We start from the raw sequence: 19,758 nt of genomic DNA on the forward strand, positions 1-19,758 counted from the left end.
CGGACGCGGCTGAAGTTCCGTACGAGGAAGGGCCGCTGCCCCCGAGCGGCTGCGGCCCTGCACCTCAGGTATTACCCGGGTAGTACCCCCGGCTCAGAGCACCCGCACCGCACCGCTCGCCGGATACCCGGAGAGCTCCTGGATGACGACCCCCTTGGAGGGGTTCGCCGCGTCGAGGTACTTCCCGCCGCCGAGGTAGACGCCGACGTGGTACGCCGACCCCTTGGCACCCCAGTACAGGATGTCGCCGACCTGGATGTTCGACAGGGACACGTCGGTCCCGAAGTTCGACTGGTCCTCGGAGACGCGCGGCAGGTCGACACCGACCTCCCGGAACGCGGCCTGCACGAGCCCGGAGCAGTCCCAGGCGTTGGGCCCGGTGCCACCGAGGACGTACGCGTCGCCGACCTGCGCCTTGAGGAAGGCGATGACGGTCGCGACGCTGCCGCTGGCCGGCGCGGAGACACTGCCGGAGTCCGAGGAGCCGCTGCTCAGGCTCGCGCGGGTCTCGGAGCGGGACACGGCCTCCTCTGCGGCGGCCTTGCGGGCCTCCTCGGCGGCCTTCTTCTTGGCCTCGGCCTGCTTCGCAGCGGCCAGGTCCTTCGCGGCCTCCTTGGCGGCAGCGGCAGCCGCGGAGTCGCGCTCGGCCTGGAGCTGGTAGTTGGCAGCGGCCTGCTGCGTGAACTGCGCGGCCTGCTCGACCTGCGCGGACAGGTCGGCGGTCAGCGTGGGCAGTTCCAGCGTCTGCGTCACCGTCGCGTCGGCAGCGTTGGCCGAACCCGCCGCGGTGGCGACGGCCAGCGTGCCGAGGACACCACTGGCGACGCCGGCCCGCACCGCGATCGAGGACGCGTTGCGGCGGGGTTTTCGGTGGCTACGTATGTGAGCGGTGTGGGACATGAGTCCAACCGGTATCAGGAGCTCCTCCATACCTACAAGGAACGTGTCCTGCGCCACACTTGTTCAATCGATGCCCCAACTTCCGTGCACCGATTTCTTTATTGACGCCGTAACGGACATTGCGGACCTGGGCGTTCAGGGCCGTGATCACTGCCTTTCGCTGTTACGCCCGAATTGCCCGCTGCCTACCACTCGTTGAGGTCGTTGGCCAAGCCTGGCTTCGGAGGGGTTCGTTCCGATGTGGTGCAGGTCACGGAACGGTTACCGGAACGCCCGCGTCCGGCGCTCGTGAATGTGTGCACGCGTCCACACTCGCGGCCGGTTCCCTCTGACGTGTGAACGGGGTCCCCTATCAACCCCCTTCGTCCAGGGCCAATTTGGATGCAAGGGAACTCTCTTGATATAGAGACGCCCCCTCCGGACCGTCACTGACGAGCGAAAATGTCACCCCTCGTGATCACTTCGGCGCCTCGCGTGTCAAGATCCGTACCGATATGACTTCATGATCCTTCGTCAGGTGGTGGAGATCACAAAGCTTGTGCAATACCCCGTGTCGCAGATCACAGAGCGACAGGCATAGGATGCGGGGCAGTTGGGCTTGTGACCTGCTTCACATGTTCGCGATCTTCGCGGTTCACCCAATGTTTCTCATGCAACCCGCCAACAGTCAGTGCCGACTGAGAGGAGCGAGGAGCGGTGAACGCCTATGCGCCCATCCTCGTACTGGGAGCCCTCGGGGCAGGCTTTGCGATCTTCTCCGTGATCATGGCCTCGCTCATCGGGCCGAAGCGCTACAACCGCGCGAAGCTCGAAGCCTACGAATGCGGAATCGAGCCGACCCCCACGCCGGCCGGCGGCGGGCGTTTCCCCATCAAGTACTACCTGACGGCGATGCTCTTCATCGTCTTCGACATCGAGATCGTCTTCCTCTACCCCTGGGCCGTCACCTTCGACGCCCTGGGTGTCTTCGGGCTCGTGGAGATGCTGCTCTTCGTGCTCACCGTCTTCGTCGCCTACGCGTACGTCTGGCGGCGCGGCGGCCTGGAATGGGACTGAGGGGCCTTTAGCCATGGGACTCGAAGAAAAGCTGCCGAGCGGCTTCCTGCTGACCACCGTCGAACAGGCCGCGGGCTGGGTGCGCAAGGCGTCCGTCTTCCCCGCCACCTTCGGCCTCGCCTGCTGCGCCATCGAGATGATGACGACCGGAGCCGGGCGCTACGACCTCGCCCGCTTCGGCATGGAGGTCTTCCGGGGCTCGCCCCGCCAGGCCGACCTGATGATCGTCGCCGGCCGGGTCAGCCAGAAGATGGCGCCGGTCCTCCGCCAGGTCTACGACCAGATGCCGAACCCCAAGTGGGTCATCTCCATGGGGGTGTGCGCGTCCTCGGGCGGCATGTTCAACAACTACGCGATCGTCCAGGGCGTCGACCACATCGTCCCCGTGGACATCTACCTGCCCGGCTGCCCGCCGCGCCCCGAGATGCTGATGGACGCGATCCTCAAGCTCCACCAGAAGATCCAGCACACCAAGCTCGGAGTGAACGCGGAGGAAGCGGCCCGCGAGGCGGAGGAGGCGGCGCTCAAAGCGCTCCCCCTCATCGAGATGAAGGGGCTGCTGCGATGAGCGACACCGCTCCCGAGGACGCCGCCCCCGAAGGCGCCTCCAACCTCCCCGACCAGCGCGGCGACCAGGGCGAGGAGATCCGCGTCCAGCGCGGCATGTTCGGCGCGAACAACGGCGGCGACACCTCCGGATACGGCGGCCTGGTCCGCTCGGTCCGCCTGCCGGGCGCCTCGACGCGTCCGTACGGCGGCTGGTTCGACGAGGTCGCCGACGAACTCGAAGGCGCCCTGGAGGAACAGGGGTTGCTCCCGGACAACGCGATCGAGAAGACGGTCGTCGACCGGGACGAACTCACCTTCCACGTCGAGCGCGAGCACCTGGAGCGCGTCGCCCGCACCCTGCGCGACGACCCGGCGCTGCGCTTCGAGCTGTGCACCGGCGTCAGCGGCGTCCACTACCCGCACGACAAGGGCCGCGAGCTGCACGCCGTCTACCACCTGCGCTCGATCACCCACAACCGGCTGATCCGCCTGGAGGTCAGCGCCCCGGACGCCGACCCGCGCATCCCGTCCCTCGTCCCCGTCTACCCGACGAACGACTGGCACGAGCGCGAGACGTACGACTTCTTCGGGATCGTCTTCGACGGCCACCCGGCCCTGACGCGGATCATGATGCCGGACGACTGGCAGGGCCACCCGCAGCGCAAGGACTACCCCCTCGGCGGCATCCCCGTCGAGTACAAGGGCGCCCAGATCCCGGCTCCGGACCAGCGGAGGTCGTACTCGTGAGCACGTCGCACGCAACTCCCCGTGAGACCACGGAAGGCTCCGTCTACACGGTCACCGGAGGCGACTGGGACGAGATCGTCCAGTCCGCGGCCCGCGCCGACGACGAGCGCATCGTCGTCAACATGGGCCCCCAGCACCCCTCCACGCACGGTGTGCTCCGCCTCATCCTGGAGATCGACGGCGAGACGGTCACCGAGGCCCGTTGCGGCATCGGCTACCTGCACACCGGCATCGAGAAGAACCTCGAGTTCCGTACGTGGACGCAGGGCACGACCTTCGTCACGCGCATGGACTACCTGACGTCCTTCTTCAACGAGACCGCCTACTGTCTCGCCGTCGAGAAGCTCCTCGGCATCGAGGACCAGATCCCCGACCGCGCCACCCTGATCCGGGTGCTCCTGATGGAGCTGAACCGGCTCTCCTCGCACCTGGTGTGCATCGCCACCGGCGGCATGGAACTCGGCGCCACCACGATCATGATCTACGGATTCCGCGATCGAGAAATGATTCTCGACATCTACGAGCTCATCACGGGCCTGCGGATGAACCACGCGTACATCCGCCCCGGCGGACTCGCACAGGACCTGCCGCCCGGCGCGGTGGACCAGATCCGCGAGTTCGTGAAGAAGATGAAGAAGAACCTCCCGGAGTACGACAAGCTCGCCACCGGGAACCCCATCTTCAAGGCCCGGATGCAGAACGTCGGCCACCTCGACCTGGCCGGCTGCATGGCCCTCGGCGCCACCGGCCCGATCCTGCGCTCCACCGGCCTCCCGCACGACCTGCGCAAGGCGCAGCCCTACTGCGGGTACGAGACCTTCGAGTTCGACGTCCCGACCGCCGACACCTGCGACTCCTACGGGCGCTTCCTGATCCGCCTGGAGGAGATGCGCCAGTCGCTGCGCATCGTCGAGCAGTGCCTGGACCGGCTCCAGCCGGGCCCGGTCATGGTCGGCGACAAGAAGATCGCCTGGCCCGCCCAACTGGCCCTCGGGCCGGACGGGTTGGGGAACTCCCTCGACCACATCAAGAAGATCATGGGCACCTCCATGGAGGCCCTGATCCACCACTTCAAGCTGGTCACCGAGGGCTTCAGGGTCCCGCCGGGACAGGCGTACGCCGCCGTCGAGTCCCCCAAGGGCGAACTCGGCGTGCACGCCGTGTCCGACGGGGGCACCCGCCCCTTCCGGGTCCACTTCCGCGACCCGTCCTTCACCAACCTGCAAGCCATGGCGGCGATGTGCGAGGGCGGCCAGGTCGCCGACGTGATCGTCGCCGTCGCGTCCATCGACCCCGTGATGGGAGGCGTCGACCGGTGACCACCAGTTCCTCCGGCGTCGGCCTGGGCATGCCCGAACTGCCCGCCGCCCCCTACCCGGACGACGTACGGGCCCGCCTGGAGGCGGACGCGCGCGAGGTGATCGCCCGCTACCCCGACTCCCGCTCCGCGCTCCTGCCGCTGCTGCACCTCGTGCAGTCCGAGGAGGGCCATGTCACCCGCACCGGGATGAAGTTCTGCGCGGACGTGCTGGGCCTGACCACGGCCGAGGTCACCGCCGTCGCGACCTTCTACACCATGTATCGGCGCCGGCCCAGCGGCGACTACCAGGTCGGCGTCTGCACCAACACGCTGTGCGCGGTGATGGGCGGCGACGCGATCTTCGACTCGCTCCAGGAGCACCTGGGCGTCGGGAACTCGGAGACCACGGACGACGGGAAGGTCACGCTGGAGCACATCGAGTGCAACGCGGCCTGCGACTTCGCGCCCGTCGTGATGGTCAACTGGGAGTTCTTCGACAACCAGACCGTCGAGAGCGCGAAACGCCTCGTCGACGACCTGCGGGCCGGCCGGACGGTGTCCCCCACGCGCGGGGCGCCGCTGTGCACCTTCAAGGACACCGCCCGCATCCTGGCGGGCTTCCCCGACGAGCGCGAGGGCGCGGTCGAGGCGGGCGGCGGTGCGGGACCCGCCTCGCTGGTGGGCCTCCGCCTGGCCAGGGGAGAGACCGCACCCGCGCGCGTGGTCCACCCGCGTGAGGAACCCGGGCACCGGCCCGCCGCCGAGGAGGGGGAGGGATGACGTTGGCACCCGAACTGAAGGACAGCAGCCCCGAGAAGCTGCTGGCACCCGTGCTGTCGGCCTTCTGGGACGAGGAGCGGTCCTGGTCGCTCGACGTGTACCGGAGGCACGAGGGGTACGAAGGGTTGCGCAAGGCCCTCGCCATGTCGCCGGACGACCTGATCGCGTACGTCAAGGACTCCGGACTTAGGGGGCGCGGCGGTGCTGGGTTCCCGACGGGGATGAAATGGCAGTTCATTCCCCAGGGTGATGGCAAACCGCACTATCTAGTTGTCAACGCCGACGAATCGGAGCCGGGGACCTGCAAGGACATCCCGCTCCTCTTCGCGAACCCGCACAGCCTCATCGAGGGCATCGTCATCGCGTGTTGGGCCATCAGGTCGTCTCATGCCTTCATCTATCTGCGGGGTGAAGTCGTCCCAGTCCTGCGGCGGTTGCACGAGGCCGTACGCGAGGCGTACGCGGCGGGCTATCTCGGCGAGAACATCCTGGGCAGCGGGCTCGATCTCCAGCTCACCGTCCACGCCGGCGCCGGCGCGTACATCTGCGGTGAGGAGACCGCGCTGCTCGACTCGCTCGAAGGCCGCCGGGGTCAACCGCGGCTGCGTCCTCCCTTCCCTGCCGTCGAGGGGCTCTATGCCTGCCCCACTGTCGTGAACAACGTCGAGTCCATCGCGTCGGTTCCCGCGATCCTGAATCGCGGAAAAGAATGGTTCCGCTCGATGGGCAGCGAGAAGTCCCCGGGCTTCACGCTGTACTCCCTCTCCGGCCACGTCGCGAGCCCCGGCCAGTACGAGGCGCCGCTCGGCATCACGCTGCGTCAGCTGCTGGAGATGAGCGGCGGGATGCGCCCCGGGCACCGGCTGAAGTTCTGGACGCCGGGCGGCTCCTCCACGCCGATGTTCACCGACGAGCACCTCGACGTCCCCCTCGACTACGAGGGCGTCGGCGCGGCCGGCTCGATGCTCGGCACGAAGGCGCTCCAGTGCTTCGACGAGACGACCTGCGTGGTGCGCGCGGTGACCCGGTGGACCGAGTTCTACGCCCACGAGTCCTGCGGCAAGTGCACGCCCTGCCGCGAAGGCACCTACTGGCTCGTGCAGTTGCTGCGCGACATCGAGGCCGGCAAGGGCGTCATGGGCGACCTCGACAAGCTGAACGACATCGCCGACAACATCAACGGCAAGTCGTTCTGCGCCCTCGGCGACGGCGCCGCCTCGCCGATCTTCTCCTCGCTGAAGTACTTCCGCGAGGAGTACGAGCAGCACATCACCGGCCGGGGCTGCCCCTTCGACCCGGCCAAGTCGACGGCCTGGGCGGACCGCCCGGAGGTGAACGCATGACGGTGACCACCAATGCCCCCGCAGGCGGCGGAGAGGCGGCGGTGCCGCGGGAAGATCTCGTGACGCTGACGATCGACGGCGCCGAGATCAGCGTGCCCAAGGGCACTCTGGTCATCCGCGCCGCCGAACAGCTCGGCATCGAGATCCCCCGGTTCTGCGACCACCCCCTCCTCGACCCGGCCGGCGCCTGCCGGCAGTGCATCGTCGAGGTCGAGGGCCAGCGCAAGCCGATGGCGTCCTGCACGATCAGCTGCACCGACGGCATGGTCGTCAAGACCCACCTCACCTCCCCGGTCGCCGAGAAGGCCCAGCACGGCGTGATGGAGCTGCTGCTCATCAACCACCCGCTGGACTGCCCGGTCTGCGACAAGGGTGGCGAGTGCCCGCTCCAGAACCAGGCCATGTCGCACGGGCAGGCGGAGTCCCGCTTCGAGGGCCGCAAGCGGACGTACGAGAAGCCGGTGCCGATCTCCGCGCAGGTGCTGCTGGACCGTGAGCGGTGCGTCCTGTGCGCGCGCTGCACGCGGTTCTCCAACCAGGTCGCCGGCGACCCGATGATCGAGCTGCTCGAACGGGGCGCCCTCCAGCAGGTCGGTACGGGCGAAGGTGATCCGTTCGAGTCGTACTTCTCCGGGAACACGATCCAGATCTGTCCCGTCGGCGCGCTCACCTCGGCCGCGTACCGGTTCCGTTCGCGCCCCTTCGACCTGGTGTCGTCGCCCTCGGTGTGCGAGCACTGCGCGGGCGGCTGCGCGACCCGTACGGACCACCGGCGCGGGAAGGTCATGCGGCGGCTCGCCGAGAACGACCCCGAGGTCAACGAGGAGTGGATCTGCGACAAGGGGCGCTTCGGGTTCCGGTACGCGCAAGCGCGCGACCGCCTGGAGACGCCGCTGATCCGCAACCCCGAGGGCGACCTGGAGCCCGCCTCCTGGCCGGAGGCCCTCCAGATCGCAGCTCAAGGACTGCTCGCCTCGCGCGGGCGCACGGGCGTGCTGACCGGTGGCCGGCTCACCGTCGAGGACGCGTACGCGTACAGCAAGTTCGCGCGCGTGGCGCTCAATACGCACGACATCGACTTCCGCGCACGCGTGCACAGCGGCGAGGAGGCCGACTTCCTGGCCTCCCAGGTCGCCGGACGCGGCCGGGACCTCGACGGCACGGGCGTGTCGTACGGCGCGCTGGAGAAGGCTCCGGTCGTCCTGCTGGTCGGGTTCGAGTCCGAGGAGGAGGCGCCCGGCGTCTTCCTGCGGCTGCGCAAGGCGTGGCGCAGGACCGGGCTCAAGGTGTTCTCGCTGGCCACGCACGCGACGCGCGGGCTGGAGAAGGCGGGCGGCACGCTGCTGCCGGCCGCTCCCGGCACCGAGGCCGAGTGGCTGGACGCCCTCGCGGCCGGCAGCGGCCTGGAGACGCCCGGTGGGGCCGCCGCCGAGGCTCTGAGGGCCGAGGGCGCCGTCATCGTCGTAGGGGAGCGCCTGGCGGGCGTCGCGGGGGGTCTCACGGCCGCCGTGCGGGCCGCTGCGGCGACCGGGGCGCGGCTCGTGTGGATCCCGCGCCGGGCCGGTGAGCGCGGCGCCCTGGAGGCCGGTGCGCTGCCCGCGCTGCTGCCCGGCGGACGCCCGGCGACCGACCCGCGCGCGCGGGAGGAGGTCGCCGCCGTCTGGGGGCTCGCCGAACTCCCGCACGGGTACGGCCGCGACACCGGCCAGATCGTCGAGGCCGCCGTCGCCGGGGAACTCCAGGCGCTGCTGGTGGCCGGCGTCGAGGTCGCCGACCTGCCCGACCCCACGCGTGCGCGTACGGCGCTCGACGAGGTCGGCTTCGTGGTCTCCCTGGAGCTGCGGCCCAGCGAGGTCACCCGGCGCGCGGACGTCGTCCTGCCGGTCGCCGCGGTCGCCGAGAAGCCGGGCGCGTTCCTCAACTGGGAGGGCAGGGTGCGGTTCTTCGACGCCGCGCTCAAGCCCGAGCAGATGACGCGCCGCCTGCCCCCGAGCGACGCGCGCGTGCTCCAGATGCTGGCCGACGCCATGGACGTACACCTCGGTCTGCCCGACCTGCGCACCACGCGCGCGGAGATCGACCGGCTCGGCGCCTGGGACGGGCAGCGGGCCGCCGAGCCGAACGAGACCGGGGGAGCGCTCCCGAGGCCCGCCGCCGGGGAGGCCGTCCTCGCGGGGCACCGGCTCCTCCTCGACCAGGGGCTTCTCCAGGAGGGCGACACGGCGCTCGCCGCGACCCGGCACGCCTCCTACGCGCGCGTGTCGGCCGCCACAGCAGCCGAGGCGGGCGTCGAGGACGGCGGCCTGCTGGCCGTCACCGGCGCGGCCGGGACCGTCGAACTGCCGCTGGCCGTCACCGAGATGCCCGACCGGGTGGTGTGGCTCCCGCTCAACTCGGCGGGGGCGGGCGTCGCTTCGGACACCGGGGCCCGGCCCGGAACCCTCGTCCGTATCGGCCCGGCGACGCCCGCCGACGCCCCCAAGGAGGTGGAGGCATGAGCCCGTACCTCGCGGCGGAAGACCTCTCGATGTTCGGCCGTGACCCCTGGTGGCTGGTCGTCGTCAAGGCGGTGTTCTGCTTCGCGTTCCTGATGGTGACCGTGCTGTTCTCCATCGTCTGGGAGCGCAAGGTCGTCGCCTGGATGCAGTTGCGCGTCGGACCCAACCGGCACGGCCCCTGGGGCATGCTCCAGTCGCTCGCCGACGGCATCAAGCTGATGCTGAAGGAAGACGTCATCGTCAAGCGCGCGGACAAGGTCGTCTACGTCCTCGCGCCGGTCGTCGCCGCGATCCCCGCGTTCATGGCGATCGCGGTGATCCCCTTCGGCCCGGCCGGCAACGAGATCTCGATCTTCGGCCACCGTACGACGATGCAGCTCACCGACCTGCCGATCGCGATGCTGTACATCCTCGCGGTCGCCTCGGTCGGCATCTACGGCATCGTGCTCGCGGGCTGGAGCTCCGGGTCGACGTACCCGCTGCTCGGCGGCCTGCGGTCGGCCGCGCAGATGATCTCGTACGAGATCGCGATGGGCGCCGCGTTCGCCTCGGTGTTCCTGTACTCGGGGTCGATGTCGACGTCGACGATCGTCGAGCAGCAGAGCGACCGCTGGTACATCCTGCTGCTGCCGGTCTCGTTCATCCTGTACATCGTCACCATGGTGGGCGAGACCAACCGCGCCCCCTTCGACATGCCGGAGTCCGAGGGCGACCTCGTCGGCGGCTTCAACACCGAGTACTCGTCGATCAAGTTCGCGATGTTCATGCTCGCCGAGTACGTCAACATGGTGACCGTCTCGGCCGTCGCCACCACCCTCTTCCTCGGCGGCTGGCGGGCCCCCTGGCCGATCAGCGGTTTCTGGGAGGGCGCGAACCACGGCTGGTGGCCGATGCTCTGGTTCGTCGTCAAGGTGCAGCTCCTGCTGTTCTTCTTCATCTGGCTGCGCGGCACGCTCCCGCGCGTGCGCTACGACCAGCTGATGAAGCTCGGCTGGAAGGTGCTGCTGCCGGTCTCGATGGTGTGGCTGATGCTCGTCGCCACCATGCGGACCCTGCGCAACGAGAACTACGGCTTCACCGACATCGCCCTGTACGTGGCCGGCGGGCTGATCGCCGTCCTGCTGATCTCCTTCGTCGCCGACGTCTTCCGCGACAAGGCGAGGAAGGGCGCCGAAGTCCCCGCCGAACCGGTCGGGTTCGACCCGATGGCGGGCGGGTTCCCGGTGCCGCCGCTGCCCGGACAGGAGCTTCCGCCGGTGCCCCGGCGCCGGTCCCGCCAGGACCGGGAGCTGATTGTCAGTGGTGGGGTCGATACTCAGAGTGACGGACCTCGTGACGGAAAGGAGGCGTCCGATGGCTGAGGAGCCCAAGGAGACCACACCCGGTTTCCAGAACCCCGTCGCCGGCTTCGGCGTGACCTTCAAGGCCATGTTCAAGAAGCGGCTCACCGAGCAGTACCCGGAGCAGCAGAAGACCACCGCACCGCGGTTCCACGGACGGCATCAGCTCAACCGCCATCCGGACGGCCTGGAGAAGTGCGTCGGCTGCGAACTGTGCGCCTGGGCCTGCCCCGCCGACGCGATCTACGTCGAGGGCGCGGACAACACCGACGAGGAGCGCTACTCCCCGGGCGAGCGCTACGGCCGCGTCTACCAGATCAACTACGCCCGCTGCATCCTGTGCGGCCTGTGCATCGAGGCGTGCCCCACGCGCGCGCTGACGATGACCAACGAGTTCGAACTGGCCGACTCCAGCCGCGAGAACCTCATCTACACCAAGGAACAGCTCCTCGCGGGCCTCGACGACAACATGGTCGACACGCCCCACGCGATCTACCCGGGGACCGACGAACAGGACTACTACCGGGGGCTGGTGACCGAAGCGGCGCCCGGTACGGAACGCCAGGTCGCCGTCTCCAAGGGCGAGGAGCCTGAGGAAGAGGTGGTGGACGCATGAGCGCGCTGGCCGCGTACTCCACCTCCACCGGCGAGGCGTTCCAGTTCTGGACGCTCGGTACGGTTGCGGTGATCGGTGCCCTGTGCACCGTCTTCATGAAGCGCGCCGTCCACAGCGCCCTCTGTCTCGCCGGGACCATGATCATCCTGGCGGTGTTCTACCTCGCCAACGGCGCCTACTTCCTCGGCATCGTGCAGATCGTCGTCTACACGGGCGCGATCATGATGCTGTTCCTGTTCGTCGTGATGCTGGTCGGCGTCACCGCCGCCGACTCCCTGAAGGAGACCATCAAGGGCCAGCGCTGGCTCGCCCTGCTGAGCGGCCTCGGCTTCGGGGTCCTGCTGGTCGGCGGCATCGGGAACGCCTCGCTGAGCGAGTTCAACGGCCTCGCGCAGGCGAACGCGAACGGCAACGTGGAGGGCCTCGCGACCCTCATCTTCACGAAGTACGTGTTCGCCTTCGAGATCACCGGCGCGCTGCTCATCACGGCGGCCGTCGGCGCGATGGTCCTCACCCACCGCGAGCGCACCGAGCGCACGCTGACCCAGCGCGAACTGGCCGAGCGGCGCGTGCGCGAGGGCAAGCACCTCCCGCCGCTCCCGGCCCCCGGCGTGTACGCGCGGCACAACGCCGTCGACATCGCGGGCCTGCTGCCCGACGGGACGCCGTCCGAACTGACCGTCAGCAAGACCCTGCGTGAGCGCGGCCAGGTCCGGGACGTGTCCACGGAGGCGATCGCCGACCTCAAGGCCCTCCAGCAGCGCTCCGAGGAGCGCCTGGAGCGCGACGAGATCGAGCCGCCCTTCCGGCGCGAGGCGCGCGAGACGCGCGAGGCTGAGGAGGCGTCGCAGTGAACCCGGTCAACTACCTGTACCTCGCCGCCCTGTTGTTCACGATCGGCGCGACCGGAGTGCTCATCCGGCGCAACGCGATCGTCGTCTTCATGTGCATCGAGCTGATGCTGAACGCCTGCAACCTCGCGTTCGTCGCCTTCTCCCGGATGCACGGCAACCTCGACGGCCAGATCATCGCCTTCTTCACGATGGTCGTCGCCGCGGCGGAGGTCGTGGTCGGACTCGCGATCATCGTGTCGCTGTTCCGCTCCCGCCACTCGGCCTCGGTCGACGACGCCAGCCTGATGAAGCTGTAAGGGGTCGGAAGAAACGTGGAGAACCTCATCGCGCTGCTGATCGCGGCGCCCCTGCTCGGAGCGGCCGTCCTGCTCACCGGAGGCCGCCGGCTCGACGCCGTCGGCCACTGGATCGGCACGCTCCTGTCGGCCGTCTCCTTCGTGTTCGGCCTGATCCTCTTCGCGGACCTGCTCGGCAAGGACGCCGAGCACCGCACGCTCCACCAGCACCTGTTCAGCTGGATCCCCGTCGAGGGCTTCCAGGCGGACGTCGCGTTCCGCCTGGACCAGCTGTCCATGACGTTCGTGCTGCTGATCACGGGCGTCGGTTCGCTGATCCACCTGTACTCGATCGGGTACATGGAGCACGACGACCGGCGCCGCCGCTTCTTCGGCTACCTGAACCTGTTCCTCGCGGCGATGCTGATCCTGGTCCTCGCCGACAACTACCTCCTGCTGTACGTCGGCTGGGAGGGCGTGGGCCTCGCCTCGTTCCTGCTCATCGGGTTCTGGCAGCACAAGCCCAGCGCCGCGACGGCCGCCAAGAAGGCGTTCCTGGTCAACCGGGTCGGCGACATGGGCCTGTCGATCGCGATCATGCTGATGTTCACGACCTTCGGGACGTTCGCCTTCGGCCCGCTGCTCGGCACGCACACCGACCCCGGTGTCGCCGCCGACGCGAGCGAGGGCAAGCTCACCGCGATCGCCCTGATGCTGCTGCTGGCGGCCTGCGGCAAGTCCGCGCAGGTGCCGCTCCAGTCCTGGCTCGGGGACGCCATGGAGGGCCCGACGCCCGTGTCGGCGCTCATCCACGCGGCGACGATGGTCACCGCGGGCGTGTACCTGATCGTCCGCTCGGCGGCTGTCTTCGACGCGGCGCCGGACGCGCAGCTCGTCGTCACCATCGTCGGCGCGGTCACGCTGCTGTTCGGTGCGATCGTCGGTTGCGCGAAGGACGACATCAAGAAGGCCCTCGCCGGGTCGACGATGTCGCAGATCGGGTACATGGTCCTCGCGGCCGGCCTCGGCCCCATCGGGTACGTCTACGCGATCATGCACCTGGTGACGCACGGCTTCTTCAAGGCCGGGCTCTTCCTCGGCGCCGGTTCCGTCATGCACGGCATGAACGACGAGGTCGACATGCGCAAGTACGGCGGCCTGCGCAAGCACATGCCGGTCACGTTCATCACCTTCGGCCTCGGCTACCTCGCGATCATCGGGTTCCCCGGTCTGTCCGGCTTCTTCTCCAAGGACAAGATCATCGAGGCGGCGTTCGCCAAGGGCGGCACCGAGGGCTGGATCCTCGGCGGCGCGGCCCTGCTGGGGGCGGCCGTCACGGCGTTCTACATGACGCGCGTGATGCTGATGACGTTCTTCGGCGAGAAGCGCTGGCAGCCGGACGAGAACGGCAACGAACCGCACCCGCACGAGTCCCCGAGGTCCATGACGATCCCCATGATCGTCCTCGCCTTCGGATCGGTCTTCGCGGGCGGCCTGTTCAGCGTCGGCGACCGCTTCCTGCACTGGCTGGAGCCGATCACCGGACATGACCACGGCGACGCGCCCATCAGCGCCGCGACGGTCACCTCGGCGACGGTCGCCGTCATGGTCGTGGGCGTCGCCCTGGCGTACCTCCAGTACGGCCGCAGGCCCGTCCCGGTCGTCGCCCCGCGCGGGTCGCTGCTCACCCGGGCCGCCCGCCGCGACCTCCTCCAGGACGACTTCAACCACGTCGTGCTGGTGCGCGGCGGCGAGCACCTCACGCGCTCGCTGGTGTACGTCGACCACACCCTGGTCGACGGCGTCGTCAACGGCACGGCGGCCGGCTTCGGCGGCCTGTCCGGACGGCTGCGCCGCCTCCAGAACGGCTTCGCGCGCTCCTACGCGGTCTCGATGTTCGGCGGCGCGGCGGTCCTGGTCGCCGCGACGCTGCTGATGAGGGCGGTCTGATACCGATGTCCTTTCCCCTGCTGACAGCGACGGCGGTGCTCCCGGCCGTGGGAGCCATCGCCACGGCCGCGGTGCCGGCCGCGAGGCGCAATGCGGCGAAGTCGCTCGCGCTGCTGGTCTCGCTCGGCACGCTCGCCCTCGCGATCGCGATCCTGGTCCGCTTCGACCCCGACGGGGACCGCTACCAGTTCACCGAGTCCCACCCCTGGATCAAGGACTTCGGGGTCCGCTACGAACTGGGCGTCGACGGCATCGCGGTGGCGCTCATCGCGCTGACCGCGCTGCTGATGCCGTTCATCATCCTGGCCGGCTGGAACGACGCCGACCCGCTGGAGACCGGCAGCAAGCGCTGGCGGCCCACCCAGGGCTTCTTCGCGCTGATCCTGGCCGTCGAGGCGATGGTGATCATCTCCTTCGCGGCCACCGACGTCTTCCTCTTCTACATCTTCTTCGAGGCCATGCTCATCCCGATGTACTTCCTCATCGGAGGCTTCGGGGACCGCGCGCACGAGCACGGCGAGGAGGCGGCGTCCACCCAACGGTCGTACGCGGCCGTCAAGTTCCTGCTCTACAACCTGGTCGGCGGCCTCATCATGCTGGCCGCCGTGATCGGCCTGTACGTGGTCGCGGGCAACTTCAGCCTCCAGGACATCGCCGCCGCGCGGGCCAACGGCTCGCTCGACATGGCGACCAACACCGAGCGCTGGCTGTTCCTCGGCTTCTTCTTCGCCTTCGCGGTGAAGGCCCCGCTGTGGCCGCTGCACACCTGGCTGCCGAACGCGATGGGCGAGGCCACGGCCCCGGTCGCCGTCCTCATCACGGCCGTCGTCGACAAGGTCGGCACGTTCGCGATGCTCCGGTTCTGTCTGCAACTCTTCCCGGAGGCGTCGAAGTGGGCAACTCCGGTCATTCTCGTTCTCGCCCTGATCAGCATCATCTACGGCGCCCTGCTCGCCGTCGGCCAGCGTGACATCAAGCGGCTGGTCGCCTACGCGTCGATCTCGCACTTCGGGTTCATCGTGCTCGGCATCTTCGCGATGACCAGCCAGGGCCAGTCCGGGGCGACGCTCTACATGGTCAACCACGGCATCTCGACGGCCGCCCTGATGCTCGTCGCCGGGTTCCTGATCTCCCGGCGCGGCTCGCGGCTCATCGCCGACTACGGCGGCGTCCAGAAGGTCGCGCCGGTGCTCGCCGGGACGTTCCTGATCGGCGGCCTCGCCACCCTCTCGCTGCCGGGCCTCGCGCCCTTCGTGAGCGAGTTCCTGGTGCTGGTCGGCGCGTTCGCGCGCTATCCCGTCGTAGGGATCATCGCCACCTTCGGGATCGTGCTCGCCGCGCTGTACACGCTCGTCCTCTACCAGCGGACGATGACCGGCCCGGTGAAGCCCGAGGTCGCGTCGATGCCGGACCTGAAGATCAGGGAGATCGCGGTCGTCACGCCGCTGATCGTCCTGCTCGTCGTCCTCGGCGTCTATCCGAAGCCGATCGCGGACGTCGTCAACCCGGCGGTCAAGCAGACCTTGTCCGACGTGAACAAGAAGGACCCCCAGCCTGAGGTGGAGGCGGCCCGGTGAGCGCAACAGCCGTCCACAGCCTGTGGACAACGGCGGCCGAACCGATCGCGAAGATCGACGCGCCGAAGATCGAATACGGGCAATTGTCGCCCACCCTGATCGTCTTGGGCGCGGCGGTCGTCGGGATCCTCGTCGAGGCGTTCGTGCCACGGAAGTCCCGTTACTACGCCCAGCTGTTCGTCTCCGTCGTCGCCCTGTGCGCCGCGTTCGCGGCGGTCGTCGCCCTCGCGGCGAAGGGGTACGGCACCACGCGCGCGGGGATCGCCGCGATGGGCGCCATCGCCGTCGACGGGCCCGCGCTGTTCCTCCAGGGCACGATCCTGCTCTCCGCCCTGGTCGGCCTGTTCACCTTCGCCGAGCGGCGCCTCGACCCCGAGGTGCACGGCAACCGGGTCGACTCGTTCGCCGCACAGGGCGCCTCCGTACCCGGCAGCGACAGCGAACAGGCCGCCGTCAAGGCCGGGTTCACGACCACCGAGGTCTTCCCGCTGCTGCTCTTCGCGGTCGCGGGCATGCTGGTCTTCCCGGCCGCCAACGACCTGCTGACGCTCTTCATCGCGCTGGAGGTCTTCTCCCTCCCGCTGTACCTGCTGTGCGCGCTCGCGCGCCGCAAGCGGCTCATGTCGCAGGAAGCGGCCGTCAAGTACTTCCTGCTCGGCTCGTTCGCCTCCGCGTTCACGCTGTTCGGCATCGCGCTGCTGTACGGGTACGCCGGTTCCGTCTCCTACGGCACCATCGCGCAGGTCGTCGACGGCACGGTCAAGTCCGTCGACCCCGCGCTCGCGGACACCATGGGCAACGACGCGCTGCTCCTCATCGGGGCCGCGCTGCTCGTCATGGGCCTGCTCTTCAAGGTCGGCGCCGTGCCGTTCCACATGTGGACGCCGGACGTCTACCAGGGTGCCCCGACGCCGGTCACCGGGTTCATGGCCGCCGCCACCAAGGTCGCCGCGTTCGGGGCGCTGCTGCGGGTCCTGTACGTGATCCTGCCGGGGCTGCGGTGGGACTGGCGGCCGGTGATGTGGGGCGTGGCCATCGTCACGATGCTGGGGGGCGCGATCGTCGCGATCACCCAGACCGACATCAAGCGGCTCCTCGCGTACTCGTCCATCGCGCACGCGGGGTTCATCCTCGCGGGTGTCATCGCGACGACGCCCGACGGGGTCTCCTCGGTGCTCTTCTACCTGGCCGCGTACTCCTTCGTGACGATCGGCGCGTTCGCCGTGGTCACGCTGGTCCGCGACGCCGGGGGCGAGGCGACCCACCTGTCCAAGTGGGCGGGCCTGGGCCGCCGTTCACCCCTGGTCGCCGCCGTCTTCGCCGTGTTCCTGCTGGCCTTCGCCGGCATCCCGCTGACCTCAGGGTTCGCGGGGAAGTTCGCCGTCTTCAAGGCCGCGGCTGAAGGGGGTGCGGCGCCGCTCGTCGTGGTCGGTGTGATCTCGTCCGCCATCGCCGCGTTCTTCTACATCCGGGTGATCGTCCTGATGTTCTTCAGCGAGCCGCGCCCGGACGGACCGACGGTCGCCGTGCCCTCGCCGTTGACCATGACCGCGATCGGGGTGGGGGTGGCGGTGACGCTCGTGCTCGGGGTGGCGCCGCAGTACTTCCTCGATCTGGCGGGGCAGGCGGGGGTGTTCGTGCGCTGAGCGGTGGTTCGGGTGTACGTCGGTCCGGTGCCCTTCTTCCGGGGGGTGCCGGGCCGTCGGTGTGTCGGGGGGTGGGTGCGGGTGTGCGGTTCTCGGGGCGGCCTGTGGATAACTCTGTGGGTGTCGGTGCGGGGGCCTATCGTGGGGGGTACGTGGAGGCAGTGGTTCGAGGGACGACGGGTGGGATCGGCGTGATGGCGGAGGCGGTAGGGGTGGAAGGCGTGGTGGCCGGGGCCGGGGTCGGTGCGGAGGAGAGCGAGGCGCTCGCCGTGCTGCGGCGGGTGTTCGGGTACGACAGCTTCCGGGGCGAGCAGGAAGCGGTCGTCGATCATGTGGTCGGCGGCGGGGACGCGGTCGTGCTGATGCCGACCGGCGGTGGCAAGTCGCTCTGCTATCAGATTCCCTCGCTGGTCAGAGCCGGTACGGGGATCGTCGTATCGCCGCTCATCGCGCTCATGCAGGACCAGGTCGACGCCCTGCGCGCCGTGGGCGTGCGCGCCGGGTTCATCAACTCGACGCAGGACTTCGACGAACGCCGCCTCGTGGAGGCCGAGTACGCCGCCGGCGAGCTGGACCTGCTCTACCTCGCGCCCGAGCGGCTGCGCCTCGACAGCACGCTGGAGCTGCTCTCGCGCGGCAAGATCGCCGTCTTCGCGATCGACGAGGCGCACTGCGTCTCCCAGTGGGGCCACGACTTCCGCCCCGACTATCTGGCCCTGTCCCTCCTGGGCGAGCGCTGGCCCGACGTCCCGCGCATCGCGCTGACGGCGACGGCGACGGAGGCCACGCACCAGGAGATCGTCCAGCGCCTGGGCATGCCGGACGCCCGGCACTTCGTCGCCAGTTTCGACCGGCCCAACATCCAGTACCGCATCGTCCCGAAGGCCGACCCGAAGAAGCAGCTCCTAGCGTTCCTGCGCGAGGAGCACGCGGGCGACGCGGGCATCGTGTACTGCCTCTCGCGCAACTCGGTCGAGAAGACCGCCGAGTTCCTGGTGAACAACGGCATCGCGGCCGTGCCGTACCACGCCGGGCTCGACGCGGGCACCCGCGCCAGGCACCAGTCCCGGTTCCTGCGCGAGGACGGCCTCACCGTCGTCGCGACCATCGCCTTCGGCATGGGCATCGACAAGCCGGACGTCCGCTTCGTCGCCCACCTCGACCTGCCGAAGTCCGTCGAGGGGTACTACCAGGAGACCGGCCGCGCGGGGCGTGACGGACAGCCGTCCACGGCGTGGATGGCGTACGGCCTCAACGACGTCATCCAGCAGCGCAAGATGATCCAGTCCAGTGAGGGGGACGAGGCGTTCCGGCGCCGCGCGCAGTCCCACCTCGACGCGATGCTCGCGCTGTGCGAGACCGCGCGGTGCCGGCGCGGCCAGCTCCTCAACTACTTCGGCCAGGACCCCGACCCCGTCGGCTGCGGCAACTGCGACACGTGCCTGACCCCGCCGGAGACGTGGGACGGCACGGTCGCCGCGCAGAAGGTCCTCTCCACCGTCGTCCGCCTCCAGCGCGAGCGCGGGCAGAAGTTCGGCGCGGTCCAGATCATCGACATCCTGCTCGGCAAGCGCACGGCCAAGGTCATCCAGTTCGACCACGACCAGCTCTCCGTCTTCGGCATCGGGCAGGACCTCGCGGACGGCGAATGGCGGGGCGTCATCCGGCAGATGCTGGCGCAGGGGCTGCTCGCGGTCGAGGGCGAGTACGGGACGCTGGTCCTCACCGAGGGCAGTGGCACGGTGCTGCGGCGCGAGCGGGACGTGCCGTTGCGCAAGGAGCCGAAGCGGGCGACGGTCGCCAAGACGTCCTCCTCCGGTTCCGGGAAGAGCGGCAAGGCCAAGGCGGCGGTCGTCGAACTGCCGGGCCACCTTCAGCCCGCGTTCGAGGCGTTGCGCGCGTGGCGTGCGGAGCAGGCTCGTGAGCAGGGGGTCCCGGCGTACGTGATCTTCCACGACGCGACCCTCCGCGAGATCGTCTCCGCGTGGCCGTCGTCGGTGCGGGAGTTGGCGGGGATCAGTGGGGTGGGGGAGAAGAAGCTGGTGACCTATGGCGAGGGGGTCGTGGCGGCGCTGGCGGAGCTGGGTGGGGCGCCGGGGGGTGGTGGCGGCGAGGTGAAGCCGGCTCCGGTGACGCAGGGGTCCGTACCGGCGCAGGCGACGCAGGGTTCCGCATCGGCGGAGGACGACTTCTGGGGCGAGATGGAGGAGGAGCCGGACTGGACGTAGGGGGCGGGTGGCTGTGGCTGTGGCTGTGGCGTTCGCGTGGGCGTAGGGGGCTGCGCGCGGCCGTGGCGTCCCCGGTGCCCCGAGCCTCCCCCGCGCCGC

The 19,758-nt window shown here is 69.4% G+C and carries 16 protein-coding genes; 15 read left to right on the forward strand and 1 reads right to left on the reverse strand.

The features are described 5' to 3' along the window. Positions 1-93: 93 nt before the first annotated feature. Complete coding sequence (locus J8M50_RS28125) at positions 94-930, reverse strand: C40 family peptidase (protein ID WP_010353973.1); 837 nt, start codon at positions 928-930, stop codon at positions 94-96. Positions 931-1,596: 666 nt separating this feature from the next. Here J8M50_RS28125 and J8M50_RS28130 point away from each other — a divergent pair. The 15 genes from J8M50_RS28130 to recQ all read left to right on the forward strand — a co-directional run bounded on the left by J8M50_RS28130 (position 1,597) and on the right by recQ (position 19,659). Next, positions 1,597-1,956, forward strand: coding sequence for an NADH-quinone oxidoreductase subunit A (locus tag J8M50_RS28130; protein ID WP_005476348.1), 360 nt, complete (start codon positions 1,597-1,599; stop codon positions 1,954-1,956). Between the two features lie 13 nt (positions 1,957-1,969). Beyond that, positions 1,970-2,524, forward strand: coding sequence for a NuoB/complex I 20 kDa subunit family protein (locus J8M50_RS28135; RefSeq protein ID WP_010353976.1), 555 nt, complete (start codon positions 1,970-1,972; stop codon positions 2,522-2,524). Continuing rightward, the gene (locus J8M50_RS28140) at positions 2,521-3,252 is read left to right on the forward strand and encodes an NADH-quinone oxidoreductase subunit C (protein WP_010353978.1); all 732 of its coding nucleotides are present in this window, start codon (positions 2,521-2,523) and stop codon (positions 3,250-3,252) included. The genes J8M50_RS28135 and J8M50_RS28140 overlap by 4 nt, the downstream gene beginning before the upstream one ends. After that, positions 3,249-4,571 (forward strand): NADH-quinone oxidoreductase subunit D, encoded by a 1,323-nt coding sequence (locus J8M50_RS28145; protein WP_010353979.1) that lies wholly within the window; start codon positions 3,249-3,251, stop codon positions 4,569-4,571. Before J8M50_RS28140 ends, J8M50_RS28145 begins: the two co-directional genes overlap by 4 nt. Continuing rightward, positions 4,568-5,332 (forward strand): NADH-quinone oxidoreductase subunit NuoE, encoded by a 765-nt coding sequence (gene nuoE / locus J8M50_RS28150; protein WP_010353980.1) that lies wholly within the window; start codon positions 4,568-4,570, stop codon positions 5,330-5,332. The genes J8M50_RS28145 and nuoE overlap by 4 nt, the downstream gene beginning before the upstream one ends. Further along, a complete protein-coding gene (gene nuoF / locus J8M50_RS28155) occupies positions 5,329-6,675 on the forward strand; it encodes an NADH-quinone oxidoreductase subunit NuoF (protein WP_010353981.1) in 1,347 nt (448 codons plus the stop codon). Before nuoE ends, nuoF begins: the two co-directional genes overlap by 4 nt. Further along, positions 6,672-9,173, forward strand: coding sequence for an NADH-quinone oxidoreductase subunit G (locus J8M50_RS28160; RefSeq protein WP_010353982.1), 2,502 nt, complete (start codon positions 6,672-6,674; stop codon positions 9,171-9,173). The genes nuoF and J8M50_RS28160 overlap by 4 nt, the downstream gene beginning before the upstream one ends. Beyond that, complete coding sequence (gene nuoH / locus J8M50_RS28165; RefSeq protein WP_010353984.1) at positions 9,170-10,534, forward strand: NADH-quinone oxidoreductase subunit NuoH; 1,365 nt, start codon at positions 9,170-9,172, stop codon at positions 10,532-10,534. Before J8M50_RS28160 ends, nuoH begins: the two co-directional genes overlap by 4 nt. Then, positions 10,527-11,129: an NADH-quinone oxidoreductase subunit NuoI gene (nuoI, locus tag J8M50_RS28170; protein ID WP_010353985.1), complete on the forward strand. Its 603-nt coding sequence runs from the start codon at positions 10,527-10,529 to the stop codon at positions 11,127-11,129. Before nuoH ends, nuoI begins: the two co-directional genes overlap by 8 nt. After that, a complete protein-coding gene (locus J8M50_RS28175) occupies positions 11,126-11,983 on the forward strand; it encodes an NADH-quinone oxidoreductase subunit J (protein ID WP_010353986.1) in 858 nt (285 codons plus the stop codon). The genes nuoI and J8M50_RS28175 overlap by 4 nt, the downstream gene beginning before the upstream one ends. Then, positions 11,980-12,279, forward strand: coding sequence for an NADH-quinone oxidoreductase subunit NuoK (gene nuoK / locus J8M50_RS28180; protein WP_003974374.1), 300 nt, complete (start codon positions 11,980-11,982; stop codon positions 12,277-12,279). Before J8M50_RS28175 ends, nuoK begins: the two co-directional genes overlap by 4 nt. Positions 12,280-12,294: 15 nt before the next feature. Then, on the forward strand, positions 12,295-14,208 hold the full coding sequence (gene nuoL / locus J8M50_RS28185) for an NADH-quinone oxidoreductase subunit L (protein WP_010353988.1): 1,914 nt from the start codon (positions 12,295-12,297) through the stop codon (positions 14,206-14,208). Positions 14,209-14,213: 5 nt separating this feature from the next. Beyond that, entirely contained in the window at positions 14,214-15,785 is a 1,572-nt protein-coding gene (locus J8M50_RS28190) for an NADH-quinone oxidoreductase subunit M (protein ID WP_010353990.1), read from the forward strand. Then, positions 15,782-17,431 carry an NADH-quinone oxidoreductase subunit NuoN gene (gene nuoN, locus J8M50_RS28195; RefSeq protein WP_010353991.1) on the forward strand — a complete coding sequence of 550 codons (1,650 nt, stop codon included), beginning with the start codon at positions 15,782-15,784 and terminating at the stop codon, positions 17,429-17,431. The genes J8M50_RS28190 and nuoN overlap by 4 nt, the downstream gene beginning before the upstream one ends. 194 nt (positions 17,432-17,625) lie before the next feature. Continuing rightward, on the forward strand, positions 17,626-19,659 hold the full coding sequence (gene recQ, locus J8M50_RS28200; RefSeq protein WP_010353992.1) for a DNA helicase RecQ: 2,034 nt from the start codon (positions 17,626-17,628) through the stop codon (positions 19,657-19,659). Positions 19,660-19,758 lie beyond the last annotated feature (99 nt).

The organism is Streptomyces acidiscabies, assembly GCF_020010905.1.
Lineage (GTDB): Bacteria > Actinomycetota > Actinomycetes > Streptomycetales > Streptomycetaceae > Streptomyces > Streptomyces acidiscabies.

Bases quoted from the DNA above. Each gene is read 5' to 3' on its own strand.
- nuoH (WP_010353984.1), top strand. From the start codon at position 9,170: ATGAGCCCGTACCTCGCGGCGGAAGACCTCTCGATGTTCGGCCGTGAC.
- nuoI (WP_010353985.1), top strand. From the start codon at position 10,527: ATGGCTGAGGAGCCCAAGGAGACCACACCCGGTTTCCAGAACCCCGTC.
- nuoF (WP_010353981.1), top strand. From the start codon at position 5,329: ATGACGTTGGCACCCGAACTGAAGGACAGCAGCCCCGAGAAGCTGCTG.
- J8M50_RS28190 (WP_010353990.1), top strand. From the start codon at position 14,214: ATGTCCTTTCCCCTGCTGACAGCGACGGCGGTGCTCCCGGCCGTGGGA.
- J8M50_RS28160 (WP_010353982.1), top strand. From the start codon at position 6,672: ATGACGGTGACCACCAATGCCCCCGCAGGCGGCGGAGAGGCGGCGGTG.
- J8M50_RS28135 (WP_010353976.1), top strand. From the start codon at position 1,970: ATGGGACTCGAAGAAAAGCTGCCGAGCGGCTTCCTGCTGACCACCGTC.
- recQ (WP_010353992.1), top strand. From the start codon at position 17,626: ATGGCGGAGGCGGTAGGGGTGGAAGGCGTGGTGGCCGGGGCCGGGGTC.
- J8M50_RS28125 (WP_010353973.1), bottom strand. From the start codon at position 930: ATGGAGGAGCTCCTGATACCGGTTGGACTCATGTCCCACACCGCTCAC.
- J8M50_RS28140 (WP_010353978.1), top strand. From the start codon at position 2,521: ATGAGCGACACCGCTCCCGAGGACGCCGCCCCCGAAGGCGCCTCCAAC.
- J8M50_RS28175 (WP_010353986.1), top strand. From the start codon at position 11,126: ATGAGCGCGCTGGCCGCGTACTCCACCTCCACCGGCGAGGCGTTCCAG.